The sequence below is a fragment of the Christiangramia qingdaonensis genome (genome assembly GCF_048381525.1).
Classification (GTDB): Bacteria; Bacteroidota; Bacteroidia; order Flavobacteriales; family Flavobacteriaceae; genus Christiangramia.
Genome location: NZ_JBLWIM010000015.1, coordinates 494,962 through 515,160 on the forward strand (window position 1 = coordinate 494,962; position 20,199 = coordinate 515,160).

At 32.8% G+C, this 20,199-nt stretch carries 23 protein-coding genes; 21 read left to right on the forward strand and 2 right to left on the reverse strand.

Annotated elements, in window-relative coordinates; translation table 11 throughout:
* Together ACNI3T_RS13655 and ACNI3T_RS13660 are read right to left on the reverse strand one after the other, a co-directional pair.
* Nucleotides 1–771: sulfite exporter TauE/SafE family protein (locus ACNI3T_RS13655; RefSeq protein WP_418228272.1), on the reverse strand; the 771-nt coding region annotated here is incomplete at its 3' end.
* Between the two features lie 69 nt (nt 772–840).
* Nucleotides 841–1,473 carry a Crp/Fnr family transcriptional regulator gene (locus ACNI3T_RS13660; RefSeq protein ID WP_418228273.1) on the reverse strand — a complete coding sequence of 211 codons (633 nt, stop codon included), beginning with the start codon at nt 1,471–1,473 and terminating at the stop codon, nt 841–843.
* Between the two features lie 245 nt (nt 1,474–1,718).
* On the opposite strand from ACNI3T_RS13660, the gene ACNI3T_RS13665 reads away from it, so the two are divergent.
* From ACNI3T_RS13665 to ACNI3T_RS13765, 21 genes are all read left to right on the forward strand, one after another.
* Nucleotides 1,719–3,101 carry an NAD-dependent succinate-semialdehyde dehydrogenase gene (locus tag ACNI3T_RS13665; RefSeq protein ID WP_418228274.1) on the forward strand — a complete coding sequence of 461 codons (1,383 nt, stop codon included), beginning with the start codon at nt 1,719–1,721 and terminating at the stop codon, nt 3,099–3,101.
* A 164-nt stretch (nt 3,102–3,265) separates the two neighbouring features.
* Nucleotides 3,266–4,423, forward strand: a complete 1,158-nt coding sequence (gene xerA / locus ACNI3T_RS13670; RefSeq protein WP_418228275.1) for a site-specific tyrosine recombinase/integron integrase — start codon at nt 3,266–3,268, stop codon at nt 4,421–4,423.
* Between the two features lie 85 nt (nt 4,424–4,508).
* Nucleotides 4,509–5,003: a hypothetical protein gene (locus tag ACNI3T_RS13675; protein ID WP_418228276.1), complete on the forward strand. Its 495-nt coding sequence runs from the start codon at nt 4,509–4,511 to the stop codon at nt 5,001–5,003.
* A gap of 295 nt (nt 5,004–5,298) precedes the next feature.
* Nucleotides 5,299–5,712: a hypothetical protein gene (locus tag ACNI3T_RS13680; protein WP_418228277.1), complete on the forward strand. Its 414-nt coding sequence runs from the start codon at nt 5,299–5,301 to the stop codon at nt 5,710–5,712.
* A 244-nt stretch (nt 5,713–5,956) separates the two neighbouring features.
* The gene (locus ACNI3T_RS13685; RefSeq protein WP_418228278.1) at nt 5,957–6,907 is read left to right on the forward strand and encodes a Fic family protein; all 951 of its coding nucleotides are present in this window, start codon (nt 5,957–5,959) and stop codon (nt 6,905–6,907) included.
* Nucleotides 6,908–7,102: 195 nt separating this feature from the next.
* The gene (locus tag ACNI3T_RS13690) at nt 7,103–7,924 is read left to right on the forward strand and encodes a DUF5694 domain-containing protein (RefSeq protein ID WP_418228280.1); all 822 of its coding nucleotides are present in this window, start codon (nt 7,103–7,105) and stop codon (nt 7,922–7,924) included.
* Nucleotides 7,925–8,091: 167 nt separating this feature from the next.
* The gene (locus ACNI3T_RS13695; RefSeq protein WP_418228281.1) at nt 8,092–9,249 is read left to right on the forward strand and encodes an SIR2 family protein; all 1,158 of its coding nucleotides are present in this window, start codon (nt 8,092–8,094) and stop codon (nt 9,247–9,249) included.
* Between the two features lie 144 nt (nt 9,250–9,393).
* Nucleotides 9,394–9,903, forward strand: coding sequence for a hypothetical protein (locus ACNI3T_RS13700; protein ID WP_418228283.1), 510 nt, complete (start codon nt 9,394–9,396; stop codon nt 9,901–9,903).
* 412 nt (nt 9,904–10,315) lie between these two features.
* Nucleotides 10,316–10,549, forward strand: coding sequence for an Imm32 family immunity protein (locus ACNI3T_RS13705; protein WP_418228284.1), 234 nt, complete (start codon nt 10,316–10,318; stop codon nt 10,547–10,549).
* Between the two features lie 147 nt (nt 10,550–10,696).
* Complete coding sequence (locus ACNI3T_RS13710) at nt 10,697–11,512, forward strand: toxin-antitoxin system YwqK family antitoxin (RefSeq protein WP_418228285.1); 816 nt, start codon at nt 10,697–10,699, stop codon at nt 11,510–11,512.
* A 210-nt stretch (nt 11,513–11,722) separates the two neighbouring features.
* Nucleotides 11,723–11,968 carry an AbrB/MazE/SpoVT family DNA-binding domain-containing protein gene (locus ACNI3T_RS13715; RefSeq protein WP_418228286.1) on the forward strand — a complete coding sequence of 82 codons (246 nt, stop codon included), beginning with the start codon at nt 11,723–11,725 and terminating at the stop codon, nt 11,966–11,968.
* On the forward strand, nt 11,959–12,282 hold the full coding sequence (locus tag ACNI3T_RS13720) for a type II toxin-antitoxin system PemK/MazF family toxin (RefSeq protein WP_418228287.1): 324 nt from the start codon (nt 11,959–11,961) through the stop codon (nt 12,280–12,282). Before ACNI3T_RS13715 ends, ACNI3T_RS13720 begins: the two co-directional genes overlap by 10 nt.
* Before the next feature lie 178 nt (nt 12,283–12,460).
* Nucleotides 12,461–13,054 carry an acyl carrier protein gene (locus ACNI3T_RS13725; RefSeq protein WP_418228288.1) on the forward strand — a complete coding sequence of 198 codons (594 nt, stop codon included), beginning with the start codon at nt 12,461–12,463 and terminating at the stop codon, nt 13,052–13,054.
* Nucleotides 13,055–13,396: 342 nt separating this feature from the next.
* Complete coding sequence (locus ACNI3T_RS13730; RefSeq protein ID WP_418228289.1) at nt 13,397–13,579, forward strand: hypothetical protein; 183 nt, start codon at nt 13,397–13,399, stop codon at nt 13,577–13,579.
* A gap of 396 nt (nt 13,580–13,975) precedes the next feature.
* A complete protein-coding gene (locus ACNI3T_RS13735) occupies nt 13,976–15,262 on the forward strand; it encodes an erythromycin esterase family protein (RefSeq protein ID WP_418228290.1) in 1,287 nt (428 codons plus the stop codon).
* Nucleotides 15,263–15,448: 186 nt separating this feature from the next.
* Nucleotides 15,449–15,808 carry a hypothetical protein gene (locus ACNI3T_RS13740; RefSeq protein ID WP_418228291.1) on the forward strand — a complete coding sequence of 120 codons (360 nt, stop codon included), beginning with the start codon at nt 15,449–15,451 and terminating at the stop codon, nt 15,806–15,808.
* 969 nt (nt 15,809–16,777) lie between these two features.
* Entirely contained in the window at nt 16,778–17,263 is a 486-nt protein-coding gene (locus ACNI3T_RS13745; protein WP_418228292.1) for a cupin domain-containing protein, read from the forward strand.
* Nucleotides 17,264–17,459: 196 nt separating this feature from the next.
* Complete coding sequence (locus tag ACNI3T_RS13750) at nt 17,460–18,281, forward strand: DUF2971 domain-containing protein (protein ID WP_418228293.1); 822 nt, start codon at nt 17,460–17,462, stop codon at nt 18,279–18,281.
* Nucleotides 18,282–18,471: 190 nt separating this feature from the next.
* Entirely contained in the window at nt 18,472–19,077 is a 606-nt protein-coding gene (locus ACNI3T_RS13755; protein ID WP_418228294.1) for a hypothetical protein, read from the forward strand.
* Between the two features lie 173 nt (nt 19,078–19,250).
* Nucleotides 19,251–19,709, forward strand: a complete 459-nt coding sequence (locus tag ACNI3T_RS13760; RefSeq protein ID WP_418228296.1) for a hypothetical protein — start codon at nt 19,251–19,253, stop codon at nt 19,707–19,709.
* Nucleotides 19,710–19,963: 254 nt separating this feature from the next.
* Nucleotides 19,964–20,199, forward strand: a 236-nt coding sequence (locus ACNI3T_RS13765; RefSeq protein ID WP_418228298.1) for a hypothetical protein, incomplete at its 3' end; no start/stop codon positions are given.

A 20,199-nucleotide genomic window follows, 5' to 3' on the forward strand; every position in this document is an offset into this window, starting at 1 on the left:
ACCCATCACCAAAACGAACCAACCAAAGCCTTTTTTCAACTTCTTCCCATCTATGAATTTGTTCAGATAAACTCCCAGCCAGATTCCTGCAATGGAGAGCCCGGTAAATATGAGTAGAAACGGCCAGTCAATTTCAAGGTTTTGAACATCCCCAATAAAACCGATCAAACTTTTAAACGCGATAATGAGTAAGGAAGTGGCCACAGCTTTTTTCATGGGAAGCTTAGCCAGTAAAACCAATGCCGGGATGATAAGGAAACCACCACCAGCTCCAACGATCCCGGTTAACAGTCCAACCACGATCCCTTCTAAAATTATCAAAGGATAGTTATACTGCACTGCTTGTTCTTCACCAGTATCCTCAGTACGTTTTTGAGTGATCATCGAAATTGAGGCAACCACCATGATAATAGCGAAAAACAACATGATCCCGATATTCTTGGTAATCGTGAGTCCGCCAATACTAAAGATCTCCTCTGGAATTGCCGGGACGAGGTACATCCTGGTTAGATATACGGCAATAAATGCGGGAATTGCAAAAACGATTGCGGTCCTGAAATCTATTAATTTCTTCGGAAGGTTTCTAAGCGCGCCTACTAAAGCTGAAGTTCCCACCACAAAAAGTGAATAAGCAGTCGCGGTCACAGGATTTATTGCCATGAGGTAAACCAGCACCGGCACCGTTAGTATGGAACCTCCGCCACCTATGAGTCCAAGCACTACTCCAATAAGTAAAGCTCCAAAATAACCGAGAATTTCAAGAATATCCATAGTAATTTAATTTCGGAGCAAATGTATTGGGTTCATAGAGTACGTGCAGTAACAAGTGTTACAGAAGGATTATAGATCGATGACCTTGATCTGGTTTCTCTGTAATTTGATCTTGCCGTCCAGTTCTAGCTTCTTTAATAACCTGGAAACCACCACTCTGGACGTATGAAGGTCATAAGCGATTTGCTGATGGGTACTTTGCACATTCTCATCTCCATTGATCTTAGCCTTGTCCCGCAGGTATTTCATAATACGCTGATCCATATTAAGGAATGCGATCGTGTCTATAGTATCCAGCATTTCAGAAAGACGGGAGTGATAGCTTTCAAAAACAAAATTTCTCCAGCTTTTAAATCTCGCGGTCCATTCTTCCATTTTGGCAATAGGCACCATAATCATGGTAGTATCGGTTTCGGCTACCGCACGAATCTCAGATTTGGTCTGGCCCATGCAACAATTAAGAGTCATGGCACAGGTATCTCCTCTTTCTATAAAGTAAAGCAGCAATTCATCACCGTCACCGTCTTCGCGTAAAATTTTTATAGCGCCATTTAGCAACAACGGCATCCCGGTAACATAATCGCCAAACTCAATAATGCGCTCCCCTGCATCGATCTTACGAATAGATCCACATTCGGCGATCTCTTCGAGCAATTCTTTTTCAAATAGGAAGCCATAGGCCTCCTGTAATTCGGTTATCATGGATTAGGTTTTTACCCTTTAAAATTAGAAAGATTATCGAGAACAATTCCCAGCGATTTGGTAGGATACTTCGGAAGTATCACGGAAATCAAAAATTATTGATACTTCAGAAGTAAGTTTTATAAAAATTTTAAAGTTATAGGGCCTTCCGAAGAATTCATTTAACGAAGTCTTATTAAGCTTCGGCTCTCTTAAAACGTACCTTAGTGTTCAAGAAAAATTGCTAAACAAAAAAGATAAAAATTATGTCGAAGGATTCAAAAATGACCACTATTAACCCAGCAACCGGAAAGGAAATCCAATCTTATGATACGATGACCAATGATGAAATGAACAAGGCGATCGAGTCCTGTCATGAAGCATTCCTGGAATGGAAAATGAAGCCTGCTGAAGAGCGCGCAAAAATTATTGTTAATATTGGAAAAGAACTTGACAAGAATAAAGACAAACTTGCCAAATTAATGACAGAGGAAATGGGGAAACTGGAAAAGCAGGGACACCAGGAAATTGAACTCTGTTCAGCTATTTGTGATTATACCGCTGAAAACGGACCAAAAAGTTTACAGGATGAAGAAAGAGAATTACCAGAAGGTGGAAAAGGTTTCATCACCTACTCTCCTATGGGCGTGATCTACGGAATCCAACCATGGAATTTCCCAACTTACCAGGTAGTGCGTTATTCTATCGCTAATCTTATGGCCGGAAACGGAGTATTGCTGAAGCATGCTGAAAATGTAACCGGAACAGGAATTTTACTGGAGCAAATTTACAAGGACGCAGGTTTACCAGAAAACCTATTCAAAACACTGGTGATTTCTCATGACCAGAGTGATGAGGTAATCGAAAATAAACGAGTGCGCGGAGTGACCCTTACAGGAAGCCCTGGCGCCGGAAGGATTATTGGTGAAAAAGCAGGAAAAGCACTTAAGAAAACGGTATTGGAACTGGGAAGTAACGATGCTTATATCGTACTTGATGATGCAGATCTTGATCTTGCTGTAAAAACCTGTGTACAGGGACGTCTCTATAATAATGGTGAAACCTGTGTTGCTGCGAAAAGATTTATCGTAGTAGATGCGGTTTATGACAAATTTAGAGATGCTTTTGTAGAGCAGATGAAGAATATGAAGGCAGGAGATCCTACAAGCGAAGATAGCGATCTGGGACCAATGGCCAGAAAAGATCTACGTGAAGAACTTCATGAGCAGGTAGAAGAGAGTGTAAAAAAAGGCGCAAAGATCCTTTGTGGAGGGAAAATTCCAGAAGGCGACGGATTCTATTATCCAGCTACTGTGCTTGAAAATCTTGAGCCGGGACAACCAGCTTATGATGATGAGCTTTTTGGACCTGTAGCTTCTTTAATCAAAGCGAAAGATACTGATGATGCGATGAGAATTGCGAATGACAGTAGATTTGGTCTTGGTGGAGGAATTTTCTCTAAAGACGAAGCTAAGGCTAAGGAATTAGCTCAAAAGCACTTTGATACCGGAATGGTATTTATTAATTCCTTTGGACTTGCCAAGCCTAACATGCCATTTGGTGGTGTGAAGGATTCAGGTTATGGTAGAGAACATGGTGGATTTGGATTGCATGAATTTGTAAATGCAAAATCTGTAATGATGGCGTAAGTCATTATTCATTTCTATATATACAAGGGAGCTACGGCTCCCTTTTTTATGGACAAATTTTAAATAAACCTCTTAACCAGCGCTTTCTGTTTTTAAACGTTTTGACGACCAACGCGACCTTATGAATCGGATTTTCATTTATGTTTGAAGGTTAATTAAATTTTATGAAGCAATTAAATCTGTTTCTATTCAGACATAAAAATGCTGAACAGATAGGTATAGACTTTAGGTTTGACATGGAACTAAAGGCTCATTTGAAAAAGCTCAATGAAGTAAGGTGGAGTCGAACCCATTCCTGCTTCTATATTCCAGCTGGTAAACAATACCTGGAGAGCCTTAACTCCCACTTCAAATCTATAGAGGTAGAAATTAATACTGCTCTACTCGACTTTTCCAGAATTCCAGATATCGCCATTGTAGAAACTGTTGAGGTAAGACAGGCCATGCGAAAGTTCGTGCGATATTTAAAAGGTTTGAGACATAGCCCAAGTACGATCAAAACCTATTCTTCATTTGTGCACTCATTTCTGAAATTTCATCATGAAAAAGAGAATTACACGCATAGGGATGTCGCCAGGTTTATAGAAGCTGAAGTTGCTCTGAAACGCTATTCTATAAGTACGCACCGGCAATGTATTAGCGCTTTAAAACATTATTTTGAATTTAATGAAAATGCTTTATTTGATCTTAACGCGTTGAAGCGTCCCAAGAAAAGCAGTTATTTACCTACGGTTCTAAGCAAGGAAGAGTTGATCGATCTATTGCGACTTACCCGAAATTTGAAACATCGTAGTATTCTCGCGCTTATATATTCTTCTGGCTTACGAATTGGTGAGCTGATCAATCTTGAGTTGCGGGATCTTGATATTGATAGAAGGCAAATTCTGGTTAGACAGGCAAAAGGTAGGAAAGACCGTTATGTGATGATGGCAGAAAGTTTTCTTCCATTATTACTGAATTATTTACAAACTTATGAACCTAAGCGTTACTTCGCTGAAGGTAACGGCGGAAAATACTCCAGTTCCGCGATTCGCGGATTCCTGAAGGATTCCTGCGAAAGAGCAAAGATTAGAAAACGGGTGACTCCACATACGCTAAGACACAGTTTCGCCACGCATATGCTGGAGAACGGAACAGATCTAAGATATATCCAGGAACTGCTAGGCCACGCTAAACCAGAAACTACGATGATCTATACGCATGTCACCAAAAAAGATCTGTTGAAAATTGAGAGTCCGCTTGATTCCACTATCAAAAAGCTATTGGAGAAGGGAGATAAAGGACAGTCGGATCTGCGTTTATCCCGAAACATACTCGGATAAATATGTATATTTGGGTGGATATAACGAGTTGGCGGTAATTAATTAGATGCTCAGTGATTTAAAAACTTAATCCAATCAATTTAAAATGGATATTTCATTAATGCACTCAAAAATAGGGAAGTTTCTAGTGAAGACGATTTATATGTTTCCAGTCGGATACCTTGCATGGATTATTACGAACGGATCACATTTTGAGCACCCATATATACCTTTTGTAGCTGGTATTGGAATCGCATCTCTAATTGTTTGCAGGCATGTTTTCGATTATGAAACGTTTGATGATATCAAAACTGAGGATTTTCTTGAATCAAAGCACTCATTTAATATAGATTACAGCGAAAAAAATTGGAACCAAATAAGAGAAGTATTGGAATCACAATTTATACAAGTTGTAAATTTCAAAGAAAGTGATGGGTTCATTTTCATGCAAATTGACAAAAGATTTTTCAACTCAATATTAATAGTTGAAAAGATTGATCACAAGATTAATCTTAGGATAAAAAGAAAGAATTTTAATTTTTTTCCTGATAATGCAGATAACTATAGAACTATAAAAACTTTGATGAAAATAATTAAGTAAACCTGTTACTACAGAATGAACCTAGCTGTTTCCTTATCACCTAAATAATGCAATTGAGGTAAAGTAAAATTTAAAGTAGTTTAGAAGTTTCTAAGCAACATATATAGAATAAATTAACTACCGCCAACATCGGTTAATCGCAAATAACGGGTTTAATCGAAAAAGTGTAATTTTAGAAACCAAGAAAGAAAACAACTAATCCGACAAGTCCGCGTCCCTACTCCCGCAACTTGCGATAACCGTAACCGTTGCCAGCAATGTTCACAAAACACAGTAAAGAAGAAAAAATAAAAAAGTGAAAATTTTTATTCAAAAAATCGGTTTAATCTTTATTCTCTTATTGACTATTAGTTGTTATGAAGAGCAAACTAAAGATCCAAATAAAACTTATCAATTTTGGACCGGTTCAAAAGCTCCTAAAGAGTTAAAATTGATAAAAGGACAATATTGGCAATCCGCCCACTGGACTAAAGAATATATAATGAGTTTAAAAATGCGTCCAACTAAAAAATGGTGGGATAGATTTGTTGAACAAAATAATTTAATAAAAACAAATGAAAAATGGATAAAACCGTCAGATTTACCAAATTGGTTTAATCCATCTAAAAATTCAATTGAGTTTAAAATTAACGATGATTTTGACCAAGGGTCAAGATATTTCTGTGATTACAAATCCGGAGTTTGCTATATCTACGAAATACAACTATAAATCATAAAGAAGATAAATTTCAGTAAAACACAGCAGGCAACAACGGTTAATCGCCAATAGCCGGCACCGTTAGAAAGAAAATAATTAACTTGACCAACAAACCAATACTAAGCCGACAAATCCGTGTCCCCTACTCCGCCAACTGGCGATAACCGGGACCGTTGTGCCCAATTAAAAATTATGATTTTTCTTCGAATAATAAGTAAATGATTTTACCTTTGGTAATATCAAATGATAGTATCAAATGAAGCCACCTTACGATATCACCCCAAATATTTTGAAAGAAATCACTTCTATTTCAGAGAAAGTTGGAGCTATCAATGCAAACTATTTATACAAGCCTTCTCCCAAATTGAGAAAGGAGAATAGAATAAGAACAATTCATTCTACACTAAAAATTGAGGGTAACACATTAACCGAAGAACAGATTACAGCTTTACTTGAAAACAAAAGGATAATTGGTCCAAAAAAAGATGTAAAAGAAGTTCTAAATGCGATTGATATCTATAAACATTTAGAAAATTATAAACCATCAAGTGAAAAATCATTTTTAGAATGCCATAAACATTTAATGACTAATCTTATAGATGATGCTGGCAAATATAGAAGACAAGGAGTAGGTATAATGAAAGGATCGCAAGTTGAACATTTTGCTCCACCTCATGAAAACGTTCCTTATTTGATGAAAGACCTTTTTAATTACTTGAAATCCTCAAAAGAAATAGAATTAATAAAAAGCTGTGTTTTCCATTATGAAATGGAATTTATTCATCCATTTTTAGATGGAAATGGCAGAATGGGCAGGCTCTGGCAAACTTTAATATTGATGGAGAAATATCCAATTTTTGAATATTTACCTTTCGAAACTTTAATAAGTAAAGACCAGGAAAAATATTATAAAGCTTTATCCGATAGTGATAAGTCTGGAAATTCAACAGCTTTTATAGATTATATGTTGGGAGTAATTAATAAATCCTTAGATGAATTATTAGATTTCAATAGCCGCACTTTAAATGAGAAAGATCGACTTGAATATTTTGTATCACTTAACAAAAGGGAATTTACTCGAAAAGATTATATGGAAGTTTTCAAAGATATATCTGCTGCAACAGCAAGTCGAGATTTGAAAAAAGGCGTAGACCTCAAATTATTTAAAAAAATAGGTGACAAAAATAAAACAAGATACAGCATTTAACTGGGCACAACATCGGTTAATCGCCAATAAACGGCAGCTTTAGAAAGAAAATAATTAACTTGACCAACAAACTAATACTAAGCCGACAAATCCGCGTTCCTTACTCCGCCAACTTGCGATAACCGTAACCGTTGCCTACAATTTTATTTGAAGTGTAACATTTCAAAAGATGTTTTGTCATTATTAAAAACAATAATGAAAATTCACCCATTACTTTTTACTCTATTATTTACTTTACAATTTAACGCTCAAACAAATAAAACAGAAGTCCTAACATTAGGGTCATTTCATTTTAATTTCCCAAATAACGATTTCGTCCAAACAGAAAAATCGAATCAAATTGATGTACTCAAACCTAACTATCAAGAAGAAATTAAATCGGTAGTACAGAAACTTGAAAAATTCCAACCTACTATCATAATTATAGAGCGTAAACCTTCAAAACAAAAGTTTATTGATTCATTATTCAATTCCTATTTAAATGGAGAATATGACTTAAAGAGAGATGAATCACAACAAATTGGATTTAGGTTAGCAAAGAAAATTGGAATTAAAAAGTTGTATTGTGTTGATGAATGGGGAGATTTTAATCAACAAGTTGATCAGGCACTTTTTGGTAAAGATTCCTTAGAAAAAAAGAAGTTCAGCAATTACTATAAAGAAAATACAGATGCTAATTTAAAATATAGTCCAAAAAACGTCTTTAAGGAAGAAGGCATTCTTGCTGAACTAATAAAATTAAATGATCCTGAAAATATTAGAAAAAGCTTAGGAAATTATTTAATTGGACCTTTTAAATACGAAAGTGACGAAAGAGAATTCTTTGGAGTAAATTTTGAAACTGGACGCTGGTTTAATAGAAACTTGAAAATCTTTAGAAACATTCAAAGAATCGATATAAATGATGATGATAAAATTCTGGTTATATTTGGTTCAGGACATATGAATATCCTCAACATACTATTTGAAAGTTCTCCAGAATTTGAGTTAGTAAATACGAATAGTTATCTACAATAAAACAGTAGGCAACAACGGTTCATCGCCAATAAGCGGCACAGTTAGAAAGAAAATAATTAACTTGACCAACAAATCAATACCAAGCCGACAAATCCGCGTCCCTTACTCCGCCAACTGGCGATAACCGAGACCGTTAGGCACCATTTTCAACGAAGATTATTTTATATATGAGCAATTCGAATTTTAGAAAACCACCTAAATCCCTTGTAAACTTTATCAATAACGAAATTGCTGATCGTCCATTAGTAAATTGGTGGAAATTATTAGACGAAATAAAAGATAACGATATAAATATTACAAGTTATATTGATAATCTCCCCAAATCCAATACAATAACTAAAAGACAATCATTAAAGAATATTCAAGATGCCTATAAAGAAGAGAATTTAGTTTTTGTACTTGGCGCTGGGATTTCATATGAGTTTGGAGTTCCATCTTGGAATTTATTACTTCAAAACTTAATGGTGCATACAATTAAAAAAGAAAACAATGTCTCACATATACTATCTCGTCTATTTAATGAAATATTTTCACCAAATCCACTAATCGCTGGCAGGTATTTACAAGAATATTTTGAAAAAAATAATAGCTCTTTTGAGAATACTGTCCGCGATGTTTTGTATTCAAAAATTGACAAGGATAAAAAATCAGAACTTTTAGATGAAATTGTAAAAATTTGTGTTGCACCTGGAAAAAGCCCAAATTTAGATAGTATTATTACTTACAATTTTGATGATATACTAGAATACAGAATTGAGCAAACAAAATTAGATATTCCATACAAATCGGTTTATGGTTTAGGAATGGAAACCAAAAAAGGTGAATTACCTATTTATCATGTACACGGATATTTACCGGAAAATAAAAAGCTAGATGACGCTAATAAAATTACATTAGGAGAAAACAATTATCACCAACAGTATTCTGACTTATATAGTTGGAATAATATGGTTCAAATTAATAAATTTAGGGAAAACGTCTGTCTATTTGTAGGAAGCTCATTGACTGATCCAAATATTAGAAGACTTCTAGATATTGCTTTAAAACAAAAAGGAAATAAAAGAAAACATCATTATATTTTTAAAAAGAAAATAGATAGTGAAAGTTTAAGTAAAACATTAGAAAAAAAGTTAGACTCAAAAGATGTTTTAAATGAAAAAAACAAAGCAAAATTAAATTTCGATGAAACTATAAAATTAGTGACCGAAATTTACGAACGATTTGAAGAAAATGATTCGGCTTCATTTGGTGTTCAAACTGTTTGGGTTGATGATTGGAATGAAATACCGGATATAATAATGAAAATGCGAGAAAACGTTGCCTAACAACGGTTAATCGCCAATAAGCGGCACCGTGGGAAAGAAAATATTTAAATTGACCAACAAACCAATACTAAGCCGACAAATCCGCGTCCCCTACTCCGCCAACTGGCGATAACCGTAACCGTTGTAAAACATTTTTTTAGAAAATTGGAAGAATTAATAAAAAATAGAACTCCGATTAATATTGATCTATCTCCAAATAGAGATAAAGTCTATGCTGGAATTTGTCTAAAATCGAATGATGAAATTTTCATTTTAAATTGTTTTAATGAAGAAATTCAAGAATTTGATGGATATGCCATAATTAGAGGATATGAAATTGAGAAATATCGAGAATGGGATAAAGAAGAATTAAAGGAAATTAAAAACAACAATTCTTCCGATTTTATAAACAAATTACCCATCGATAAAATGAACAATATGTTTGAATGTTTGTCGCAATTACAAAACGAAAAATTGGTAGCGATATTTACAGAATCTGATGATGATTCTTATTTTATCGGCCAGATAAAAAGTCTTTCCGAAAATAACTTAGAGCTAAAGTTACTAGATGAAAATTCTAAATGGACAGGAAGGGAAATGATAAAAATCAATGAAATAACTTATATCGGATTTGATACGAGTTATGAAAATAGCTTCGAAAGAAATATTGAGTAAAAAAACGTTTAACAACAACGGTTAATCGCCAATAAGCGGTAGCGTTAGAAAGAAAATAATTGACTTAACCAACAAACCAATACTAAGCCGACAAATCCGCGTCCCTTACTCCGCCAACTGGCGATAACCGGGACCGTTAGGCACAATTAAATTGAAAATCCCTGAGTTCAATAACTTAACGCAACAAATCATAACTTATAGATTTATTGAATGGAACTTAAAAAGCATCCTAGATTATAATTAGGTCTAAATAAAAAAATCGAGCTATTAAAAATTTTAATAATGCGAATTGAGATTATTTAAAAAGTAATAAACTTGTTCCATAGATTTTAATTACTAAATCGAATCAAAATTGACTGAATAATGCTAATTGGTATTTAAAATTGCGGAACAATTAACAAAAAAACTACACATGCTTACATTTGAATATTCAAATTCTGATGGAAAAATCGAAATTCACTTAGATCAAAATGGCATCGATCAATTGAATAATATTTTATCAAGTTTATCGCAGGAGTCCAAATCAGAGCACTTGCATTTAATGACAAAAGAATGGGGAGGTTCAGAATTAACGCAAGAAAAGCAGAATAATTCTACTGATTTTGAATTAATAAATCATGTCAAAATAATGTTTTGGAAAGATTAACTGTGCCTAACAACGGCTCATCGCAAATAACGGGTATTCAGGAAAAAGTGTAATTTTAGAAACCAAGAAGGAAAATAACTAATCCGACAAAGCCGCGTCTTTACTCCCGCAACTTGCGATAGCCGAGACCGTTGTAGTTAATTATTTATGAGAAAACTGAACTATATACTTTTGATAATTCTGATTACAAGTTGTATCACCAAGAAAGAGAAATCAACTGTAACATTAAATGGACAAAAAATCCAAATTGAATTAATTGATCTTGATAAAGATTTAGATTTTACGGGATACGGAGCTACGAAAAAAGATGGTGAATTAGAAAGCTTAGCTTATTATAAAAATGGAGAAATTATAGACACACTATATTCTTTCCATAAAAATGGGGAAATCAAAGAAAAAGGATTAGTAAAAGATAATTATAAATTCGGATGGTGGTCAGAATATGATTCAAAGGGAAGAAAAGTTTCAGAAACAGAATACAGAACTGAAAAAGATCAACTTTACAAAAATCAGGTTTACTATTACGATAGCAATGGAAACGTAAAAATAGAACCTAGTTCTTATTATGAATTAGATATCCCGGACACTATCAAAATTGGAAGAAATCTAGCCAGAGTTAAAAATTATGAAACAAGTTTTAATGATCGAGAATCAAATCTTTTAACTGTAATTGTAGACAATCAATATTCTGACTCCATAATTAAAAAAGACAGTTTCAGTGATGGAACTATGAAACCATTCTTTGGAATTTATGGTTATAAAGAAGGCAATCAAATAGTAAAAGGAATAATAGAAGAAAAAATAATCTCAGAAATTGATAGGAAAGGCGATTCGTCAACATTTTCTCTAGAAATGCACCATAAATATTTTGAGAAAGAAGTTTACGTATGGAATAAACAAAAATACTCAAAATCGGGATTGAGAATAAGTAAACAGATGGAAGTTGAGTACGAAAATAACTAACCACAACAACGATTCATCGCAAATAACGGGTATTGCCTAAAAAGTGTATTTTAGAAAACCAATAAAGAAAAACGGTAAGCCGACAACTCCGCTTCTCTACTCCCGTGACTTGCGATAATCGAGACCGTTGGCATTAATACTTCAACTGAGAAAATTTAATTTTGAAATGTGATTTAAAGTAATAACTTTGTATTTACAAAAATAAAAGTTATGGAAACTTCAATTATACAGATTGGCAATTCAAAAGGACTTCGTTTAAGCAAAACGATTCTTGAAAAATATCACATAAAAGATAAAGTAGAACTCATTTTAGAAAAAGGTCAAATTATACTCCGACCAATTGATTCACCAAGAAAAAATTGGGAAGAGAAATTTAAGAAACTGGCCAAAAATGAAGATGATCAACTTCTGATGAATGATGTGTTTGATGATGAAAACTTCGATGAATGGATTTAAATCAATATGATATAGTTCTAGTTAATCTAGATCCGACTGTTGGAAGTGAAATAAAAAAAACAAGACCTTGTGTAATCATTTCCCCAAATGAGATGAATAAATATTTGAGAACAATAGTTGTTGCTCCAATGACAACAAATACGAAAAAATATCCGACAAGAATTCCAGTAAAATCAAATGGAAAAAAAGGAATGATAGCAATTGACCAAATTAGAACAATTGACAAACAAAGAATTGTAAAAATCTTTGAATCATTATCCATCTCGGAAATCAAAAAGTGTAAAGAGGTGCTTAAAGAAACATTTGTGGACTAAGTACTAATGCCAACATCGGTTCATCGCAAATAACGGGCACTGTAGAAAAAGTGTAATTTTAGAAACCAGGAAAGAAAATATTTAATCCGACAAGTCCGCGTCCATACTCCCGCAACTTGCGATAACCGTAACCGTTGTAAACAATGCATATTAGAAACCAGATTATACAAAAAACAATATGGGATTGGATTCTGTAGAATTATTAATGTCCATCGAAAACAAATTTGGAATAAGAATAGCAGATGAAGAAGCTAAAAAAATAAATACCGTCCAGGATTTAGTTGACTGCGTTTATAAAAATATTACCACTCACCCTACAGATCAATGTTTATCAAAAATAATGTTTTATAAAGTGAAAAATTTAATCCCAGAATCTGATATAATAAATAATGAAATAGAACCTGACACGGTAATTTCAGAATTGTATACTTTACCTGAACTAAGAAAAAATTGGTCCATACTAGAAAAAAGATTGGAGCTCAAATTACCAGATCTTTATGCTTTCGATTTCAATCCTAATATAGGATCTAGCTTAAAGTTTTTAGGTCATCGAACAATAAAAAGAAATCTACCAATAACACGATCAACTATCAGACAGTTAATTGACTGGATTATTTCTTTGAATTCAGAAAAATTGATTGATATTCAAACTATCAAAAATAAATATGAAGTTGAAAGAATTATTTGTGGAACCATACATAAAAATATGGGTATTCCGATTAGTGAAATTCAAGTACATCATTCCATTAACAATGATTTGGGAATAGATTAATTTCTAACTAATTTCAGCAAATGCACTGTTTACAACAACGGTTAATCGCCAATAAACGGCACCGTTAGAAGGAAAATATTTATCTTGACCAACAAACCAATACTAATCCGACAAATCCGCGTCCCCTACTCCGCCAACTGGCGATAACCGAAACCGTTATATACAATGGCCACAGTGATCCAACAAAGAAGAAAACTGACTAAAAATCAAAAAATGAAATCAAATAATTTATTAAAAATCATAGGAATTATCTTTTCAATTATAATAATTCTAATTTTCATAGATTGGACGATTGAAAATGCAATTCACGGTTGGAATAATCCTTTTTAACAAGTCAAATACATGAATAAAAAAATAAAAACAGGTTTAATCTTTTTAAACATATTACTCTTATTGGGAATTATAATAGGTCAATATGAATGGTTAGAACCAAAAACAATAATTCATGTATTTTTTATTACAGCGTTTGTAATTTCAGCCTCCTTATTTCCATTAGCCAAAGAATCCAAAAAGAAAAAAATATAACCGTAGCAAAATTTACAATTGAATCATGAAAATAGTAAATATCATAGCTGGAATAATCGCACTTATTAGTATTATAGAATCCTTCATAAATCCAGATTCGAAACATGAGATTTTATCAATAGAAATGAATATTTGGCTATTCAGAATTATTTGGCTTATAATTCTTATTGGGGTTTCCAATTCATTTTATAAAAGTTTAAATAAGGAAAAACAACTTAAAGAAAGTTAATATATAGCCACTGTAAATAACAACGATTCATCGCAAATAGACGGTACCGTTAGATAGAAAATAATTAAATTCACCAACAAACCAGGTCCAAGCCGACAACGCCGCGTTCCCTACTCCGCCAACTTGCGATAATCGAGACCGTTGTACACCATTTTAAAACAAACATTTTGCTAAAAAATTTACTTTCAATCTTCATTCTTATTTCACCACTCCTTCTATTTTCTCAAAAAAAAGAAACGATAAATTGGATAACGAATAATTCTATAGAAATTGAAGATGCAAATCCTGATTCTGAACTAAAACTCTTTAAACAAAATACACCTCAAAAATTTTCTAACGCTAAAATTTATGGGTTCGGAGAAGCATCCCATAACACGAAAGAATTTTTTGACCTAAAAGCCAAATTCTTCAAACATTTGGTAAAAATGGAAGGTGTAAAAACGTTTATAATGGAAGAATCTTACCAAGCTGAATCAGGAATAAATGAATGGATTAGTGGAGGTAAAGGAGATTTAAAAACTATTGCTAAAAATTTTAATACTGGATTTTGGTACACTAAGGAGATTGTAAATCTTTTACAATGGATGAGAGAATATAATCAAGGTAAACCCCAAGATCAGCAAATTAAATTTTATGGAATGGATATTCAGATAGGTGAAAATCTTAATAAAGAGATACGAGAGTTTGTGGATAGCAATAAAATCTCAATAGACGAAAAGCTTTTAGCTGTTACCGATAGTGCTGCAAATAAGAAAATAGATTATGGTAAAGAAGAAGCTTGGTGGCAAATTCAGCTTCCAAAATTAAACGAGCTTAAACAACAAATACTTAGATCAAACCTAGCAAGTGAGAAGTATAAAAATGTTTTAAGAAGTTTAGATTACTTAATAAGTTATACGGAATATGCTTCTTTGGTTAAAGAAGAATATCCTAAGAGTACAGAATTCAGAGATTTAAAAATGTTTGAAAATGTCAAATATATTGTAGAAAATCTATCTAAAAATGGGAAAGTATTTATATGGGCTCATAACGAACACATTAATAAAAAAGAAATGCACAGTACAGGTAGTAATATTATTAACCTGGGTCGTAATTTAAAGGATCATTATGGTGACGATTATTACGCAGTAGGATTTGATTTTGGAATTGGAAAAATAAACGGTTTAGTTTCTGATAAAAAGAAAGGGAATTATTGGAAAACTTATGATATAGAAAAACCGGTTAGAAAAACTTATGCAAAAACCTTAATGGAAGTAGACAAGGACATTTATTTTTTTCAATTCAACAGCAATTTAGAATTCTTCAATGAAAAGTCAAAACATTTGCTAATTGGTGGAGGGGGTTATAAACCAAAACCTTTGCACAGAATTTTAATTAATAAAGCATATTCAGACACATACGATGCATTGATTTTTGTAAAAAAGATTTCAGTGCCAGATTACAATCTAAATTAAGTAATAAAACGGTGTACAACAACGGTTAATCGCCAATAAGCGGTAGCATTAGAAAGAAAATACTTAACTTAACCAACAAACCAACACTAAGCCGACAAATCCGCGTCCCTCACTCCACCAACTGGCGATAACCGGGACCGTTGTAGCCAATATTTGCAGTGTGATCCCGATTAATACATTAACTACATGAATATTAAGAATCTTATATTACTCACTCTAATTGCTCTCTTATCATCCTGTAATAGCAGCGCTGATAAAAAGAGCGCGAAAATTGATAATTTCGAAAAAGTATTTATCGATAGCCTGGTTCCCATGTCTGATAAAAATTATTCTGTTTTTTATGCAAAAATTAAAGGATACTCAAATGACTCCATCAGACTGAATATCAGTTCGGATAAAAATGAAGATGAAAAATTTGATTATTACTTCATCGGTGATTTTGAAAAAGAAATACGCATGGACTATTATGGCGAGTCAAAAAAATATATAAAGTTAGATCCGTATAAAGCTACAGATGGAAAACTGGAGTTAGATTACCAATTGTAATTATAGTGCAAACACTGGCAACAACAACGGTTAATCGCCAATAGACGGCAACGTTAGAAAGAAAATAATTATCTTAACCAAAAAACCAAAACTAAGCCGACAATTCCGCGTCCCTTACTCCGCCAACTGGCGATAACCGAGACCGTTGCAAACAATGCCCAGAAAAATTCTGCTAGAACAAAATTTCGGACTTATCTCTGATAAATAACTTCTAGAAAAGTCATTAGATTCACGTAAAATAAATCATAACTGATAAAGGTAAAATAAAGATCTGCTAAAACAATAATTGAAGCAAAACCTACCAAGAATATATAATGTCGCGGTAAGTCCGGAAGAAGTTTTTTAAAATGAATTCCACCTAATAATAATGATATCAGAATTACAATTAGAATATGTATTGAGCCTAAATTCTTCTCCTCTTCACAATAAATTCCTAGAATCATAAAAAAAGAAAGGGCTAAATAGCTATTCGATAAAACAATCAAAATTGCCTTAAAAAGATAATTTTTAAAAAAAACAGCTCCTAAAAGAAAAATTAAACTGAGTAAAATTGGAAGTAGATAAAAAAGCCAGGACAAAAACTCTAACCGTAAAAACAATCGATTGAAAATGAAAAGGTCAATAGTCAGAACATAGAAAAATAGAACTATGAAAACTATCAATATTAATTCAAGAATGAATTTTAAATATTGGTTCAAAAAGAAAAATTTAGAATGATCGAATTTAAACAAAAGAATCAACTATGAACCAAAATCCAAAAGAACTTAATTCTGTAAAGGCACAGTTAGCAACAACGATTCATCGCAAATAGACGGTAGCGTTAGTAAGAAAATAATTAAATTCACCAACAAACCAGGTCTAATCCGACAACGCCGCATTCCCTATTCCGCCAACTTGCGATAATCGAGACCGTTGTACGCAAGCATTGACGAAGAAGGATTTAAGAAAATAATTAATAAAAAAACAATTATGAAATATTCAATTCTTACACTGATATTTTTCGCTCCATTATTTATAGCTGCTCAAAGTTCTGATTATAAAGTATCTTCCTATAAGACAGAAGGAACTAAGGCACCCAATACTCATTACATTGGAGAAGCTTGGTTAAATCCACTAATTCACGATGATGAAGAATTAGGTTACAACATTACCAAAGCAACCTTCAAAGCTAACTCAACTTTAGATTGGCACAAACACGGTTCTGTTCAAGTTTTAGTAATTGTAGATGGTAAAGCCTACTATCAAGAAAAGGGTAAAAAGCCCATAGTTCTAAAAGAGGGAGATGTAATTAGATGCGAAAAAGAAACTGAGCATTGGCACTCATCTACAAAAGAATGTGATGTTACATTTTTAGCATTCTATAGCGGAGAAAAACCAACAGAATGGACAGAAGTCTTAACTCAAGAATATTACGATCAAGTTCCTAAAATGCTAGAAACTAATTCACAAAATTAAGAAATATAAAAAATTCTAGACAAGATGATGGGAACGCAATGCCAGCGCACAACAACGGCTCATCGCAAATAACGGGTATTCAGGAAAAAGTGTAATTTTAGAAACCAGGAAAGAAAATAACTAATCCGACAAATCCGCGTCTTTACTCCCGCAACTTGCGATAGCCGAGACCGTTGTGTGCAAGCCAAAAAGAAATATGAGTAAACCAGAAAATTATCCGGAAATCGTATATAAATACAGAAATTGGACTTCGGATTTTAATAAAGCAGTTCTTAAAAAGAATGAACTGTTTATGACTTCACCAAAATATTTTAATGATCCCTTTGATTGTCGAATACCTATAAATTATAAAACACTTAATACACCTGACAAAGTTAAACAGTATGCATTAGATTATGTTGAACGTCATAAAGCATTTATAATAAGAAATGGGTTAAACATTCAAGGAGAAATTAAATCCTTAACTAATGATTTCACAAATCATTTGGATGAAATGCAAAACAATCACGAAAAAATATTATTTGAAAATCAAGATAAATCCTATGGAGTTTTATCAATGTCCTCAAGATGGGATAGTATTTTAATGTGGTCTCATTATGGAGATTTTCATAAAGGATATTGTGTTGGATTCTGGGAGGAGAAAATGAGAAATTCTAGGTTCTTTGGAAAAGGAGGTCCGGTTAATTACAATCCAGACAATGCCTTTCCCTTAATAGATCCCTTATCTAAAGAAGGAACGATGGTAAATGCTTTTAAAGAAACTCACACCAAAGCATACGATTGGAAATACGAAAATGAATACAGATTTTTCAATTTATATCCTGAAGAACCAACCAATGAAGAAAGAAAAGTAAATTTTCCTGATAGTTTTATAGCAGAAATAATCTTAGGAATTATGATGCCTGAACAGGACAAAAAGGAAATTCTCGAAATTGCTAAAAAGAAAGGTGTAAAGGTATTCCAGGCTAAAAAAGTACCATTTCACTTTGAAATAGTTAAAGAAGAAATTTTAATGTAATTGGCCAGCACACAACAACGGTTAATCGCCAATAGCCGGCAGCGTTAGAAAGAAAATAATTAACTTGACCAACAAACCAATACTAAGCCGACAAATCCGCGTCCCCTACTCCGCCAACTGGCGATAACCGGGACCGTTGGCAACAATTATCCAAGAGAAAATTTCCTTAATAATCGCAAAATAAACACATATGAAAATAATAATTTCGTTATTCACAATTCTTCTTTCAATTTCAACTTCAATTGCGCAGGAAAAAGTTTTGATGCAAGTTGACTACAGCATTGATAGTAAAGATTTAGAAACGATTTTAAGATTTGAACAGATTAATTTAGCTAAATATACTTTTAGTGGAAATTTAAAAGGTAGAAATTATACAGTCAGAATCACTGAATATAAGCAAGGAGAATTAGTCAAAATAGATACTATGTTTTATAGTTCTCAAGACGAATATTTCAGAATGAGTAAAGACACTTTAAACATAACTTTCATAACTAAAAACAAGAACGATGAACTTGTCTTCGAACTAAATGGTAATGGATTCTCTAGTCCTAAAATGAATTATGAAATATTGGAGTCTAATGGACGATATGCTTATAAAGATTTTCTTAGTGCAGATTATTCAGAAAGTTATGATATAGATAATGAGTTTCCGTTATTTACGATTATAACGCCAACCGTTTACGAGGACGGATCAAAATCATATTGTAGAGTTGCACAATCAGGCGTAAAACCAGAAAATTTAGGTAAAGAATTTGACATTCCGCATTACTTCGTTGTAACTATGACTATAGAATAGATAACAGTTGCCAACAACGGCTCATCGCAAATAACGGGTATTGCCGAAAATGTGTAATTTTATTAACCAGGAAAGAAAACAATTAATCCGACAACTCCGCGTCCCTACTCCCGCAACTTGCGATAGCCGAGACCGTTGTGCAACATTTTTAAGAAAGCTTCAACTAAATGATAATGTTTCCTGAAAAAATATATTCTATTGAATTACTAACGGAGAAAAAGTATGCAATAACCAAATTAAAAAACGTGACACTTTCAGATGAACAATTTGTTTCACATTGGAATGATCAAACGTTTATTGGTGAAATTGGGGAAAATGAATTTCAAATAAAATTATCTAGAAAGTTAATTGGTGAATTTTGCATCCTGACTGGTATTATTGACAATGGAAGAGTAAAAATAAAAGCAGGTATAAGTAAAACATTAAAACTGTTATTCATTTTAGCATCACTTTTTGCTCTATCTGGAATAATAACAGCAGTTTTTCAAAATAAATTAAGTGCTATTATTCCAATTATTTTATCCGTAATTGTTATTAGATATATTTTTCTTGAAATAGGTTTTAGACTTGTATTTAATCGTTTAGAAAATAAACTGACAAGAATAATTAAACCTAAAAATTCTACATTTTGAACAATTTGAAATCTAGCTTTTCAATCAAAGAAATTGGGAGATTTAGATTTTATAGTGGTCTATTAGTCGGATTTGGATTTAGTTTAATCTTTAATAAATTATTCCGATTAACATTGAAATTGTGCAATATTGGTGTCTATATAAATGATTTAAGTTGGTCTAATATTGTTGACTATAAATTTTCAACTTACTACCTAATATTAATTGGATATTCATCAATAGCATTCGCATTCTGCTTTACAACATATATGTGGATGAGTAAACCCACAACTACAGTAAAAAGAAAAAAAATTAAATTACGATTTGCTCAAGTCAATTCGATTTGGATTTTTGGAGGGGTTATGTTGTTTCTTACAAGAATTTATTGGTTTCTAGCTGGTGTTGATTTAACAATAGAAAAGGATTTTAAATATTTAGGTTTATTGTTTCCGATATTCACATTTTTCTATTGTTGGAATCTGATTGCAAACGTGTATAAATCAATTAATCC

What these genes read in the sequence shown, in the direction of transcription:
- ACNI3T_RS13660 (WP_418228273.1), bottom strand. Translation starts at nt 1,473, where the DNA reads ATGATAACCGAATTACAGGAGGCCTATGGCTTCCTATTTGAAAAAGAA.
- ACNI3T_RS13665 (WP_418228274.1), top strand. Translation starts at nt 1,719, where the DNA reads ATGTCGAAGGATTCAAAAATGACCACTATTAACCCAGCAACCGGAAAG.
- xerA (WP_418228275.1), top strand. Translation starts at nt 3,266, where the DNA reads ATGAAGCAATTAAATCTGTTTCTATTCAGACATAAAAATGCTGAACAG.
- ACNI3T_RS13675 (WP_418228276.1), top strand. Translation starts at nt 4,509, where the DNA reads ATGGATATTTCATTAATGCACTCAAAAATAGGGAAGTTTCTAGTGAAG.
- ACNI3T_RS13685 (WP_418228278.1), top strand. Translation starts at nt 5,957, where the DNA reads ATGAAGCCACCTTACGATATCACCCCAAATATTTTGAAAGAAATCACT.
- ACNI3T_RS13690 (WP_418228280.1), top strand. Translation starts at nt 7,103, where the DNA reads ATGAAAATTCACCCATTACTTTTTACTCTATTATTTACTTTACAATTT.
- ACNI3T_RS13695 (WP_418228281.1), top strand. Translation starts at nt 8,092, where the DNA reads ATGAGCAATTCGAATTTTAGAAAACCACCTAAATCCCTTGTAAACTTT.
- ACNI3T_RS13705 (WP_418228284.1), top strand. Translation starts at nt 10,316, where the DNA reads ATGCTTACATTTGAATATTCAAATTCTGATGGAAAAATCGAAATTCAC.
- ACNI3T_RS13710 (WP_418228285.1), top strand. Translation starts at nt 10,697, where the DNA reads ATGAGAAAACTGAACTATATACTTTTGATAATTCTGATTACAAGTTGT.
- ACNI3T_RS13715 (WP_418228286.1), top strand. Translation starts at nt 11,723, where the DNA reads ATGGAAACTTCAATTATACAGATTGGCAATTCAAAAGGACTTCGTTTA.
- ACNI3T_RS13720 (WP_418228287.1), top strand. Translation starts at nt 11,959, where the DNA reads ATGGATTTAAATCAATATGATATAGTTCTAGTTAATCTAGATCCGACT.
- ACNI3T_RS13725 (WP_418228288.1), top strand. Translation starts at nt 12,461, where the DNA reads ATGGGATTGGATTCTGTAGAATTATTAATGTCCATCGAAAACAAATTT.
- ACNI3T_RS13730 (WP_418228289.1), top strand. Translation starts at nt 13,397, where the DNA reads ATGAATAAAAAAATAAAAACAGGTTTAATCTTTTTAAACATATTACTC.
- ACNI3T_RS13740 (WP_418228291.1), top strand. Translation starts at nt 15,449, where the DNA reads ATGAATATTAAGAATCTTATATTACTCACTCTAATTGCTCTCTTATCA.
- ACNI3T_RS13745 (WP_418228292.1), top strand. Translation starts at nt 16,778, where the DNA reads ATGAAATATTCAATTCTTACACTGATATTTTTCGCTCCATTATTTATA.
- ACNI3T_RS13750 (WP_418228293.1), top strand. Translation starts at nt 17,460, where the DNA reads ATGAGTAAACCAGAAAATTATCCGGAAATCGTATATAAATACAGAAAT.
- ACNI3T_RS13755 (WP_418228294.1), top strand. Translation starts at nt 18,472, where the DNA reads ATGAAAATAATAATTTCGTTATTCACAATTCTTCTTTCAATTTCAACT.
- ACNI3T_RS13760 (WP_418228296.1), top strand. Translation starts at nt 19,251, where the DNA reads ATGTTTCCTGAAAAAATATATTCTATTGAATTACTAACGGAGAAAAAG.